Below are 13,110 nucleotides of genomic sequence, written 5' to 3'. Positions count from 1 at the left end.
TTGCGGGTGGTCCAGCCTTGTTCGGTCATGGCGTGGTTGGGGTGACAGGTCAGGGTCATGTGGTTGACGTCGCTGATGGGGTTGGTTCGGTAGGGGTCGTCGTGGTGGACTTCGCACTGATAGCCCGACACATCGCAGCTGGGGAAGGTGCAGCCACGGTCCCTGGCGTGCAACATGATTCGCTGGGCTGGTGAGGCGAGGCGTTTGGTGTGATACAGCGCCAGGGCTTTGCCGTGGTCGAAGATTGCCAGGTAGTGATGGGCGTGCGAGGCGAGTCGGATGACATCGGACATCGGCAGCAGGGTGCCGCCAGCGGTCAGGCCACGCCCAGCGCCCTTCTCCAGCTCCTGCAGCGTGGTGGTGACGATGATCGAGGTGGGCAATCCGTTGTGTTGGCCCAGGTCGCCGGAGGCCAGCAGCGCGCGCCCGGCGGCGAGCAGGGCGTCGTGGGTGCGCTGCGATGCGGTGCGGGTGTCACCCTGGATGGCCGGCTGTGACGGTGTGCCACTGACGCAAGGGGTTTCATCGTCGGGGTTGCACATGCCTGGTGCGGCCAGCTTGGCGAACACGGCGTCGAGGGTGGCGCGAGCTTCGGGGGTCAGCCAGCCATTGATCGGGCTCATCCCGTCGAGGTCTTGGCGGCCAATCGTCAGGCCGCGGCGTTTGGCGCGGTCGACGTCGCTGAAGTCGCCGTCGGGGTTGAGGCAGTCCATCAGCTTGTCGGCTAGCTTGGCCAGCTCGTCGGGGCGGTGCTCGCGACCCAACCGGGCCAGTTGCGCCTCGGCCCGAACGCGGGTCTCGATGTCGACGAAATCCGGTACCCGTTGCCAAAACGAGCGGATCACCGTGACATGCCCGGCGCCCAGCTCGCCGGTGCGCTGCGCGGCCGCGGTGGCCTCCAGCGCTGGCGGCAGAACCTCACCGTTCAACGCGAGCCGCTCACCCAGATCCGCCGCCTCGTGCACCCGCCGTGACGCCTCGGCGCGGCTGATCCGTAACCGGTTCGCCAACACCGCGGGCAGCTTGCCGCCGAGCACCGCCGGCTCCTCACCGGCCAGCTCGTTGATCAACGCGTGCTCGGCGGCCGGAAGCTGGCGCCGGACAACCTCCAGGCTTTCCAGCACGTTCAGCCGCTCGGGCGTGGTCAGCGCATCGAACGTCAGATCCTGCGTGCGTTTGACGTACGCGCGAAGACCGTCGAGCACCTCGACGATCTCCTCACGACTACTAGAACGCATGTTCGAATGATAACCACGGAGACCGACAAGTTTCGGACCGTGAAACCGAAGTGACACAAGTGGTTTCAGTGACTAACCAGGCCTGTGGTTAAGTGGTGGCCGTGAGGAAATTCGCAGTCGCATTCGCTTCGCTGGCCGGACTCACCGTTACCGCCAACGGCTATCGGCCGTTGAGCAAGCGTGGCTATCTGTCCATGTACGCGTTCAGCTTTGGCGTGTTCGCTACGGAACTGCCACTGCAACTGATCGCCGGGCAGGCGACGTTGCTAGCCGCGATCACCCGCACGCTGTCGCCGAAGATGCGCTGGTTCAGCTGGTTGGTGTCGGGGCTGTCCTGGCTTGGCCTGCTAGGTCTGAACCGGATCGGCCACCAGGCCGACCAACCGCTCAAAGCCGCCCTCGACGCGGCGCTGGGCTCCGACCGTCGCACAGACTCCACAGACCTGTGGAAGCGACCGGCCGGCGCGGGCACCGCGAAATCGCCGGGCGTGGTCAGGATGGCGCGGATCTACGGCGACTACGCGCACGACACCGACATCGCCTACGGCGAGCACGGCACGCGGAATCACCTCGATATCTGGCGGCGACCCGACCTCGACCGCGGCGGCAAGGCACCGGTGCTGCTACAGGTTCCCGGCGGCGCCTGGATGGTGGGAAGCAAACGGCAACAGGCATATCCGTTGATGAGTCACCTGGCCGAATTGGGCTGGGTGTGCGTCGCGATCAACTATCGGCTCAGCCCTCGCTCCACGTGGCCGGACCAGATCGTCGACGTCAAGCGGGCTTTGGCGTGGACCAAGGAACACATCGCCGAGTTCGGCGGGGACCCGGACTGGGTGGCGATCACCGGCGGCTCAGCCGGCGGCCACCTGAGCTCACTGGCCGCGCTCACCGCGAACGACCCGCAATTCCAACCCGGCTTCGAGGACGCCGACACCAGTGTGCGGGCAGCGGTCCCGTTTTACGGTCTCTACGATTTCAACCACCAGGAAGCGGTCCATCCAATGATGGCGCCGATGCTCGGCAAGTATGTGTTCAAGCTGGGACGTCGTGATATAGCGGAGGCGTTCCGGATCGCCTCGCCGATCAGCTACGTATCGCCCGACGCCCCACCGTTTTTCGTGATGCACGGCACCAACGACTCGTTGATACCCGTCGAGCAGGGGCGGGCATTCAGCACGCGACTGCGTGAAGTCAGCCGTGAGCCCGTCGCGTACGCCGAATTACCCTTCGCGCAGCACGCTTTTGACATCTTCGGGTCGGCCCGCGCCGCCAATGCCGCGGTGGCCGTCGAGCAGTTTCTTGCCGAGATCTACGCCAAGAGTCATAGCGGCAGTCCGTCCCTCTCGGCGTCTTCGCGGTAGCGGTCGACCCATTCATCGGACCGCTTGTCCGCTTGACGCTCCAGCACCGGCTCCGGCGCAAGCCGCCGATCGAGCCCCAACGACTCAAGGATGTCGCCGACAACCTGAGTCAGGTTGCGCCACAACACCGGATATGGAATCTCCAGCGGCGAAACCTCTTCTTCGGCGAACCAGTTGCGCCAGCCCTGTTCCTGACTACGCAGCATCGTGATGACGTGGGCGATGGCGCCGGCGTGATACGTGGCGCGCGCATCCCGAACGGGATCGGGGCGGCCGCGCCAGACCCGGGTCTGCACCGCCCGCCAAAACGACACGGCCTGTGACACCACGTCCGGCCGGTAGACGTACACCAGCAACGGGTCCTGGCCGACGACATCGCGGATCGCAGACAGCAACCCCGCACCCGATCGATCGGGTAATCCGGCGGCTCGGTCCAGCAGCAGCGGCGTCTGGTTCCACATCAGCTTGCCGCCCCAAATGCCGTTCGGTGTCCGCCCGACGGTGCGGATGTAGTCACGCCAGATCTCCGGCGGGGCCAGGTCGGGTTTGCCCGCGTCCAGCGGATCGAGCAGGCTCAGAATCGAGTCGTCGTCGACGCCGGCGAACCATTCGCGTGGTTGCGGCGACTGGCTAGTGGTCGGGAGGTACTGGAAAAACTCCTGCGGTTCACCCGCGACGCCCGTCGCACGCAACGACTCGACCAGCAGGGTGCTGCCGCTTCGCTGGGAAGCCAGCACCAGGTATGCCGACGGGTGATCTGTCACCTGCGCAGCTTAGCTGACGGAAAATTGTTGCCACTCTTCCAATTACCGTCACGGTGAACAAAAACGTTGCGCGATTTTCGCGCCCACTCACGAGACCCGCTCGATCACCCGCACCCCCAGCGAAAGCAGCAGGCGGACATCGGGATCGGCCAACGATGTGCCGAGCATCGTCTCTATTCGCCGGATCCGGTAGCGCACGGTGTTGGGGTGCACATGCAACTGTCGCGCCGCGGATGCGACGTCGCCGAATTCATCCAGGTACACCCGCAGCGTCTGAACCAGCGCCGGGTCGCGGGCCTGTAACTCGTGGACCCGCGGGTCCACCAGTCGCTCCTCGGCGCCGACCATCGTGACGATCTCGTCGAGCAGGACGGTGGTCCGGGCGTCGGCCAGCGATGTCACCGCGGCGAACGAATCTGGATGGCGCTCAGCACTATCCAGCACGCGATCGAGTTCCTCCCTTACCGCCGGCAGGCCGGCCAGCCCCGCAATCGGCACGGCGATCACCGCCCGCAGCTGCAGGCCGAGTTCGGTCCGCAGCCCGCCGATCGTGCCGCGAATCCACGACTGCAGCGAGGACCGCTTGCTGGTCTGCGGGAACAACACGTACACCCGTGACCCGCGCCAGCCGATCTGGGCGTCAGCGCGAAAAGCATTGGCGCTCAGTGCCAAAATGTCGGCAAGCCGATCATGTCGGCCTGGATTGTCAAAGGCGACCAACGCGCCCTGTCCGGCGGCCGCGACACCCAGCTCGCGCGCGATCGCGTCCACGTCGACCGGCCCGCTCTCGGTGAGTCCGAGCAATTGCTGCACCCGCAAGACATGTGTCGACGGCTTGGCGCTCAGCCGGGACATGATGCGGGCCGCCAGCACCGCGGCCCCGCGCAGTATCTCCTCCGCGTCGTCGGCCAGTGGCCTAGACCCCTGCTGCACCCAGATGCAACCCGCGAAACCCGGTGCGCGACGGGCATCGAAGCCCGGCTGATGAATGCCGACCGCCAGTCGCGGCCGCAGTCCCAACTCCGGTCGCTCGGCGACGCGGACCACGTCGCCGCCGGCGCGCAGCGCGTCGAAGATGCCCCACTGGCCGATCCACCTGAGATGTTCGGGCGGCCCGGCGCGACCCAGGATCGAGAGCCGCCGCAAATCGTCGGCCTCGTCGTTGGACGCCGAATAAGCCAGCACGTGGGATTGCTCGTCTTCGATGCTGACCATGCCGTGAATTCGGTCGGCCAGTGATTGTGCGAGCCCGAACAAGTCCGTGCCGGAATCGTTCTCGGCGTCGCCGTGGTGCTCCAGGACGTGGTCGACCAGCCGATACAGCCGCTCCCAGCGGGCCCGCGGATCGACCGCCACCACCGCCGTTCCGGCGGCGACCGCGCGCGCGACCAGCTCAGCGGACGGTCCCTTGGCGAAGATCGCCACCGGGGCGGGGCCAGTGTCGATCCACTGTTGTCCCTCCGAGTCGGGCACCCCGAGCAGGAAGAAGATGTCTGCGGAGTCCGCGCCCCGGCCCATTCCGAGCCGTACATCGTCGGCGTCGATCAACGCGACCGAGGCGACCGGGAGGTCGAGACCGCGCGGCGCCTCGATCAGCCTTGCCACGGTCGTGTCCAGGGCTAAGAGCAGTTGTCCGAGTCCCACACCGACGGTCCTCACGTTGTACGATTCTACTAGTCGATTGCTCGAATGCTGTCCGATCGGCCAAGACGACACAGCGGCCACACTGAGATCCTGAGACATGGACGCTGTCACCGATGTTCCGCAGCCAAGCAACGAACCCATCCACGACTACGCGCCGAACTCGCCCGAACGGGCCCGACTGCAGATCGCGCTCGCGCAGATCGCCGATCATCCGATCGACCTGCCGCACGTCATCGGTGGCACGCATCGGATGGGCGACGGCGAAAAGATCGATGTCGCCGCCCCGCACCGATACTCGCTGAAGCTGGGTACGCTCACCAACGCCCAGCACCGCGACGCCGCGGCCGCTGTGCAAGCGGCCTCCCTGGCCCGAACCGACTGGGCCGCAACCCCGTTCGACGAACGCGCGGCGATATTTTTGAGGGCCGCCGATCTACTGGCCGGACCGTGGCGGGAGAAGATCGCCGCGGCGACCATGTTGGGGCAATCCAAAACCGCGTATCAAGCCGAGATCGACGCCTCATGCGAGACGGCGGATTTCTGGCGATTCAACGTCGACTTCGCGCGTCAGATCCTCGCGCAGCAGCCGCTGAGCACCCGCGGTGAATGGAATCGCACCGACTACCGCCCGTTGGATGGATTCGTCTACGCGATAACCCCATTCAACTTCACCTCGATTGCGGCCAATCTTCCTACCGCGCCGGCGTTGATGGGAAACACCGTGGTGTGGAAGCCCTCGGTGACGCAGACGTTGTCCGCGTATCTGACCATGCAACTGCTCGAGGCGGCCGGACTGCCGCCGGGCGTGATCAATCTGGTCACCGGCGACGGCTACGCGGTATCGGAAGTGGCACTGGCGGATCCACGGCTGGCCGGTATCCACTTCACCGGGTCGACGGCGACCTTCCAGCACCTGTGGCAGCAGGTCGGCGCGAACATCGAGCGCTATCACAGCTATCCGCGACTAGTGGGGGAGACTGGCGGCAAAGACTTTGTGCTGGCGCACAGTTCGGCGCGGCCGGACGTGCTGCGCACCGCACTGATTCGTGGCGCATTCGACTACCAGGGCCAAAAGTGCTCGGCGGCATCGCGGGCGTTCGTCGCCCACTCGGTATGGCAGCGAATGGGCGACGATTTTCTAGCTGCCACCGCCGAATTGCCATTCGGCGACATCGCCGACCTGACCAACTTCGGTGGCGCGCTGATCGACCGGCGGGCGTTCGCCAAGAACGTCGCCGCCATCGAGCGCGCGAAAGGCGCGCCCGGGGTCACGATCGCCGTCGGCGGCGAATACGACGACAGCGAAGGCTATTTCGTCCGGCCGACGGTGCTGCTGTCGGACGACCCGACCGACGAGTCCTTCGCCACCGAGTACTTCGGGCCGCTGCTGTCGGTGTATGTCTACCCGGACAACCAATTCGACCGGGTGCTCGACGTCATCGACACCGGATCGCGGTACGCGTTGACCGGCGCCGTGATCGCCGACGACCGCGCCGCGGTACTCACCGCGCAGAACCGGCTTCGGTTCGCGGCGGGCAACTTCTACGTCAACGACAAGCCGACCGGGGCCGTGGTGGGCCGTCAACCGTTCGGCGGTTCCCGCGGCTCGGGCACCAACGACAAGGCCGGCTCGGCGCAGAACCTGTTGCGCTGGACGTCCGCCCGCTCGATCAAGGAAACCTTCGTTCCCCCAACCGATCACGTATATCCCCACATGGCGCCCGCGGCGAAGCCGGGCGCAGCGGGTCGCCCCGATGAGCCCCAGTGATGTCCGGTCTGTTCACCAAGACGCTGCGACCGGCGATTCTGGCCGCCAGCCGGTCGCACGGGTTGCAGCACACCGCCGAACGGCTACCGGTCGCCCGCAGAGTCGTCCATAGGTTCGTACCTGGTGCGACGCTGTCAAGCGTGCTGGACAGCGTTGCAGCCCTGCGTGATTCGGGTCGGCTGGTCAGTGTCGACTACCTCGGCGAGCAGGTCACCGACGTGGGCGGCGCCGACGCCACCGCGACCGCCTATCTGCATCTGCTCGACGCGCTGAGCGCCCGATCTGATGCCACCGGTGACGGCGTACGGCCCCTGGAGGTCTCGCTGAAACTGTCCGCACTCGGGCAGGCGCTGGATTGCGACGGCGAAAAGATCGCGCTCGCGCACGCCCAGCGCATCTGCGAGCGGGCCGACCGGATCGGCGCGTGGGTGACGCTGGACGCCGAAGATCACACCACCACCGATTCCACGCTGTCGATCGCCGCCGAGCTGCGCACCGACTTTCCGTGGCTGGGCGTGGTGCTGCAGGCCTATCTGTGGCGCACGCCGGGTGACTGCGAGCAGTTCGCCGCTTCCGGTGCCAGGGTCCGGCTGTGCAAGGGGGCCTACGACGAGCCGGCATCGGTGGCCCATCGGGATGCCGCCGCGGTGACCGCCGCCTACCTGCGCTGCCTGCGGCTACTGATGTCCGGGCCCGGGTATCCGATGGTGGCGTCGCACGACCCGGCGATCATTGACGCCGTTCCCGCGTTGGCCCGCGAAACGGGCCGTGACGCAGCTGATTTCGAGTACCAGATGCTGTACGGCGTCCGCGATGTCGAACAGCGACGGCTGGCTGATCATGGCGATCGGATTCGGGTCTATGTGCCATTCGGCACCCAGTGGTACGGCTATTTCATGCGGCGACTGGCCGAGCGACCGGCCAACTTGACGTTTTTCATGCGGGCACTCGCCGAGCGGTGACGGTCGACGGTGTTGAGTTCAGCGTGCGACGACCAAGGCGAAATCGCTGTGGCGCAGCGCCGGATCGGCGGCCGGGCTGATCAGCTGCCGCAATTCATGAGCCTGGGTGGCTCCGACGACGACCACCTGCGTCGAATCCGCATGGTCGGTGAGGTAGTTGAGGAACGGACCATACTCGACCACCGTGCGCACGGTTACGCGCGGATAGCGTGGACTCCAGACCGCGGCGTAGCGATCTAGCACCGCGTGCCTGCTGCGCTCCTGCTCGTTGAGTGCGGCGTCGTCTTGGAGGTCATCCAACCCGCACCGCCATGCCATCATCAAGACCAGCGGAGCTGCTCGGCGTTCGGCCTCCTCGAAGCCACGCTCGACGGCGAACTCATCGTCCAGCGCCCCGACGACATATGCCACCACCTCCCGCTCCCGGTGGGATCCGGCGTCGGAAGGGCCACGGATGACGGCGACCGAGCAATGCGCGGATCGGATCAACTCGGTTGCGGTCGAGCCGAATCCGGCGGGCGACGATCGCCCCACTCCGGTGTCGCCGACGCAGATCAACGGGGTCGACTTCGAGGCTTGGATCAGCATCGGCACCGGACGACCCTCGACGATCTCCATCTCGAGCTTCACCGTTTTGCCCATCGCGTTGACGGCGTCGTACGCGGCGTACACCGCTTTCTCGCCGGCATCGAAGGCCGCGCGAATTTCGGCCTGACCGGCGCCCACACTCAAGTCTCTGATGTAGAGCAGTCGCAGCGGGATATCGGTGTCGGCCACTTCGTCGACCGCCCACAACGCGGCCCGGATAGCGGCTTGCGAGCCGTCGATACCGACGACCACTGACTTGGGCGGAAAGGTGTCCAGCATCAGTACTCCCATGTCTCGGTGTCGTGAAAATTCGCTGTCAATAACGCTATTGCGGGCTGGTCCACGGATCAGGAGGAGTTGGTCCTCGCTCGAAGGCCTTTGTTCCCTTTTTCGCCCGGTCCGCCGGGCGCGCTCGCGCGAGTGGCTTCAAGGGCGTGGCACCGAGGACCAAAGCCCCTCCCGCAAGACCGCGTAGGTACGCAGACTGGCGTCATGATGGGTGCGTCGAATCGGATGACCAAGGCCGCTGTGGTGGTAGGGCTGCTTTATGCGGCACGCCGCTATTACCGCAACTGGGGCACTACCAAAGGAGAATGCAAGGCGCGCTTGCCGGGCGACGAGATGCTCGGCGAGCCGGTCATCCAGGTGACAGAAGCGATATGGATCGATTCACCACCGGCGGTCATCTGGCCGTTGCTGCTGCGCATGGGGCAGGGGCGTGGCGGTCGCGACACCCGACGCGCATTGGAGAATGTGGCCGGTCTGCAGGTACAGGAATCCGAAGGGGGCGGTCCGGAATGGAAACCGCTGACCGTGGGAGATACGCCGCGCCTCAAGCCCGATGGGTGGATGGGGTTGCGAGACGGGCTGGCGTTGCGGGTAGAGGCGATCACGTCCGAACGTGACATCGTGCTGAGAGCCATCTCGCCCAACCTGGCGAACGTGGTGTGGTCATTTCAGCTGCAGCCACACTGGGCGACTCACACGCGACTGTTGGCACGGGCACGAGTCGGCTTGCGGCGCCCCGGTGAGGTGGTCGCCGTCGAACTCGCGAGGCCCGCGATCGCTCTGCTGATCCGGAAGGTGTTGCTGCACATCAAAGGCCGTGTGCAGCAACAGAGCAATGATTTCGCGACAGTGGGTTTCACGTACTAACACCGAGACCGCCACGCACCTGACGCCGTTGCCGGTTGGGATATCTCCGTGGGCGGGGCGCGAATTCCAGCGACAGCAGCACCAGCAGTGCGACCGGAATCTGGCCCCAAGCGAGCATGACGTAGCGCCGTTGGTCGAACGCATTGAACTTGCGAAGGTAGCGGTAGAGCGATTCCAGCTTGATAAACGAGTGGCCGAGGTGGATCAATAGGTAGTACACGCCGTCGATGAAGCTGCGGTTCTTGCTGTCGAAGATTTCCGGAAACGCACCGAATGCCAGCGAAAGTCGTTGGCCGCCCAGGGCTTTACAGTGCTCGATCATGTCGACGGTCATTCTTTCGTCGATGCCGTTGGGCGCGCCCGGTCGTCGCCATGGCACGTCAAGGGTCACATCGGTGCCACCGCCGGCGGTCGCGTAGCGCTGAAAGCCTTGCACGCGACCGGAACTGTCGCGAGCGACGATCAGTCGGATACCGGGGTAGCGGCCCTCGAGAGCGCTATCGAGAATCATCGAAAAACCGCGTTGGACACGGGCTCCGCGGTGCGACGCGTACAGCACCTCGGCCAGCTCGTCGGCGAGCGCGTCGTCGAGGTGTTGCTCGTCGACGACTTCGGTGGCGATGCCGGCATTACGAGTGCGTTGCACAGCCTGGCGAAGGTTGCGGTACTTGCGGCCCGCCATCTCGAAGTGGCTCACATCGACGACCACGTCGCGCCCGATCGGTATCGCACGCAACGATTGGCCGGTCACGGCGCGATCCCGCCACAGCGTCACCCATTGCTCACCGCAACCCAACACCACGACACGCCAGCCGTGCCGACGGCACATCGCCGCGAAATCACTGGCAAGCTGCGGGAATTGGCTAGACTGGCCGACGGGATCGCCGCTGACCACCGCGAGACCGAGACGCACGCAATACGCGATGGCCGCGGAGCCGTCGGCGTTGAAGTAATAGCTCTTCATTGCCTGCATCGCGAAAGGGGCGAGCGGATCGCCCTGAGTGGCTTCGATCAGCGTCCACACCCGCGACAACGCGGTGGGATCCCGCCGCGATGACACCGGCCAGGTCAGTACCACCCCCGCGCCGGCGACAAGTCCGTCGCCGAGCAACGGGAACGACAGCACGTGCATGACCAGGCCGGTCGCCACCACCGCCACCGACGCCGTTGCATGGCCGACCGTTATGGACCGGCCCAGCAAGATCCCGCGGGCGGCCAATATCACAGCCACTGACAACGTCAGGGGCCACGCCAGTGCGCTGGCCGTGGTCACACCGGGTGCGTAGTGGTAACGCGTGACGTCCAGAATTATCACCGCTGAGCCGGCGAACAAGGCTGACCGCCCGATTCGACGGGCATAGAGCGAATCGGAATCGAGCACCACCCGATCCCCGACGGCGACCCTGGCCGGGTCGTTCATCGCAGTTTTCACGTGGCCTGCCGCGGGACCGTCGGGTCGGCCAACGGCATCCAGCCGATGTAGCTCAGATACACGCCGAACGCAGCGCAGACGATGCACAGTCCCCGCCACAGATCACCTTGATCGATGACCGAGCGGGCGACGGAGATGAAAGTCGCCGGAAAGGCCAGCAGCAACAGGCCGCGCAACACCACCAGCCAGCCCAGCACGGACACCACGACGGCGGCCAGGCCGCGCCAGTACGGGTGGAGCGCGACAATGACCAGACCGCCCAGCAGCACAAACGGACCGAACACCCACGCCCACATCGAGTTTGCGGCGAGATCCGATGTGAGCGAATACATCTCAGTCGTCCGCGCTGCCGCTGCAGCGCACACGATGACGACTAAGGGGCCAAGCACTCGTGCGAAAGCACGTGTTCTCATCTGCGGCTGGTCAGTGAGGCTCATCGGTTACCTCCAGCGAACTTTCGGGCCATACCGGTATCCGACCATTCTGCGGTGGTGGCCGAAAAGGGCCGGAAGTCCCGGTGCCACGGGGTCGTTCGTCTTCGCGACCTGCGATCAGGCGGCTGACTCGTGCCACAGGTGTGGCGTCGCCCCGCCCGCCGAGGCGCGAATCCACCACAGTGCTTCGACGACGGCGGCACCGAGGGCGCCGATCGCCAGTGCGGCGGCGGTCAGCGCGATGTTCGACGGGTCGAGCATGAAGTTCTTCTGCGCGAAGGGACTGCTCACGATCACCAGATAGGCGCCGCCGGACAGCGCGACCAACGCCATCTTCCACCAGGTATAGGGGCGAGCGACGATCGCCAGCACCCACACCGCGATCACCAGCAGAGTGATCAGCGCCGAGGTCGATGCTTGCTGTTGCTGAGTCGCGGTTGCCGTCTCCCCTCGCGATGCCAGCAGATAGCACGCGAAAGTCGCGACGCCGGCGACCGCGCCGTTCGGCACCGCAGCCGTCACTACCCGGCGAACGAAGCCGGGTTGCGCTTGTTCGGTGTTGGGGGCAAGAGACAGGATGAATGCTGGGATGCCGATAGTGAACCACGCGGCGATAGTGACCTGTATGGGCTCGAACGGGAACATCAGCGACCGGATGCCCAACCATTTCGCGGCGATACCGCAGATCCCGGTAAGCAGAGCCAGTAGCGCGGAGTAGACGGTCTTGGTCAGGAACAGGTTGGCCACCCGCTCGATATTGCCGATCACCCGGCGCCCTTCGCTCACGACGTAAGGTAACGTGGCAAACTTGTTGTCCAGCAACACAATCTGCGCGACACTGCGTGTGGCGGGGCTTCCCGCGCCCATCGCGACTCCGACGTCAGCGTCTTTGAGTGCCAGTACATCGTTCACGCCGTCGCCGGTCATCGCGACTGTGTGGCCGCGATGCTGTAAGGCACGCACCATGGCTCGCTTCTGGTCTGGGCGCACTCTGCCGAAACTGGTGTACTCGTCTACTTTTTCGGCCAGTGCGTCGAGGTCGGCGGGCAACGTTCGTGCGTCACATGACTGCCCGCCGAGGCCGACCAGTGACGCCACCGCGCCCACTGAGGCCGCGTTGTCTCCGGAAATGACCTTCACCGAAACATTCTGATCGGCAAAGTATTTCAATGCCGCACCCGCATCTGGACGAACCTTCTGCTGCAACATGATCAACGCGGCCGGTGTAACGCGGCCGGGCGCCTCGGGGTGGTCGACCGAAAGAGAGCTGGCTCCGACGAGCAACACCCGCAATCCTTGCGAGCCTGCGGCTTCGGCCTGCGCTGCAGCATCAGAGGCGGCATCCTGCAGCACATCCGGGGCGCCGAGAACCCAATTGCCGTGCATGTCAAAGGATATGCCGCTCCATTTGGTCGCTGACTTGAACGGCGCCGTGGCGGTGACGGTCCAATCTGGCGGTTCGTCGTAGGTCTCAGCCAGAGCCTGCATGCTGGCGTTGGGGTGGGCGTCGTGTGCGGCCATCGATGCCAACACGTCGATGATCGTGTCGAGGGCGACGCCCGAGTCAAGTCGACGCAAGCCGGCAACCTGCATGCGGTTCTCTGTCAGTGTGCCGGTCTTGTCGGCACACACGACGTTGACTCGGGCCAGGCCCTCGATGGCCGGAAGCTCCTGGACAAGACATCGACGCCGTCCCAGGCGAACGACACCGACGGCAAAGGCAATCGACGTCATCAGCACCAGGCCCTCGGGCACCATCGG

Annotated in this window: 11 protein-coding genes; 4 read left to right on the top strand and 7 right to left on the bottom strand. The window is 65.4% G+C overall.

The window, feature by feature from the left end:
- A partial coding sequence (locus tag A5658_RS07815) for a 13E12 repeat family protein (protein ID WP_082993017.1) occupies window positions 1–1,238 on the bottom strand: 1,238 nt, incomplete at its 3' end.
- 101 nt (window positions 1,239–1,339) lie between these two features.
- Here A5658_RS07815 and A5658_RS07810 point away from each other — a divergent pair.
- Entirely contained in the window at window positions 1,340–2,602 is a 1,263-nt protein-coding gene (locus tag A5658_RS07810) for an alpha/beta hydrolase (protein WP_231997248.1), read from the top strand.
- On the opposite strand, the gene A5658_RS07805 is transcribed toward A5658_RS07810, so the two are convergent.
- Window positions 2,563–3,366, bottom strand: coding sequence for a Stf0 family sulfotransferase (locus A5658_RS07805; protein WP_067332887.1), 804 nt, complete (start codon window positions 3,364–3,366; stop codon window positions 2,563–2,565). The two genes, A5658_RS07810 and A5658_RS07805, sit on opposite strands and share 40 nt — an antisense overlap.
- Before the next feature lie 87 nt (window positions 3,367–3,453).
- Entirely contained in the window at window positions 3,454–5,025 is a 1,572-nt protein-coding gene (locus tag A5658_RS07800) for a CdaR family transcriptional regulator (protein ID WP_067332886.1), read from the bottom strand.
- Between the two features lie 82 nt (window positions 5,026–5,107).
- On the opposite strand from A5658_RS07800, the gene pruA reads away from it, so the two are divergent.
- Window positions 5,108–6,778: an L-glutamate gamma-semialdehyde dehydrogenase gene (gene pruA / locus A5658_RS07795; protein ID WP_067332885.1), complete on the top strand. Its 1,671-nt coding sequence runs from the start codon at window positions 5,108–5,110 to the stop codon at window positions 6,776–6,778.
- Window positions 6,778–7,740, top strand: coding sequence for a proline dehydrogenase family protein (locus A5658_RS07790; RefSeq protein ID WP_067332884.1), 963 nt, complete (start codon window positions 6,778–6,780; stop codon window positions 7,738–7,740). Before pruA ends, A5658_RS07790 begins: the two co-directional genes overlap by 1 nt.
- 18 nt (window positions 7,741–7,758) lie before the next feature.
- Here the strand turns inward: A5658_RS07790 and A5658_RS07785 are convergent, their stop codons facing one another.
- Window positions 7,759–8,607 carry a universal stress protein gene (locus A5658_RS07785; protein WP_197503076.1) on the bottom strand — a complete coding sequence of 283 codons (849 nt, stop codon included), beginning with the start codon at window positions 8,605–8,607 and terminating at the stop codon, window positions 7,759–7,761.
- Between the two features lie 213 nt (window positions 8,608–8,820).
- On the opposite strand from A5658_RS07785, the gene A5658_RS07780 reads away from it, so the two are divergent.
- Entirely contained in the window at window positions 8,821–9,483 is a 663-nt protein-coding gene (locus tag A5658_RS07780; RefSeq protein WP_067332882.1) for a hypothetical protein, read from the top strand.
- Here A5658_RS07780 and A5658_RS07775 read toward each other — a convergent pair.
- The 3 genes from A5658_RS07775 to A5658_RS07765 form a co-directional block, all read right to left on the bottom strand.
- Window positions 9,473–10,903, bottom strand: coding sequence for a bifunctional lysylphosphatidylglycerol flippase/synthetase MprF (locus A5658_RS07775; RefSeq protein WP_067332889.1), 1,431 nt, complete (start codon window positions 10,901–10,903; stop codon window positions 9,473–9,475). The genes A5658_RS07780 and A5658_RS07775 overlap by 11 nt on opposite strands.
- Before the next feature lie 8 nt (window positions 10,904–10,911).
- A complete protein-coding gene (locus A5658_RS07770; protein ID WP_231997247.1) occupies window positions 10,912–11,247 on the bottom strand; it encodes a hypothetical protein in 336 nt (111 codons plus the stop codon).
- Window positions 11,248–11,466: 219 nt separating this feature from the next.
- Window positions 11,467–13,110: HAD-IC family P-type ATPase (locus tag A5658_RS07765; RefSeq protein ID WP_067332880.1), on the bottom strand; the 1,644-nt coding region annotated here is incomplete at its 5' end.

The organism is Mycobacterium sp. 1245111.1 (genome assembly GCF_001673405.1).
Classification (GTDB): Bacteria; Actinomycetota; Actinomycetes; order Mycobacteriales; family Mycobacteriaceae; genus Mycobacterium.
This window is presented reverse-complemented; position numbering and strand designations above follow the sequence as displayed.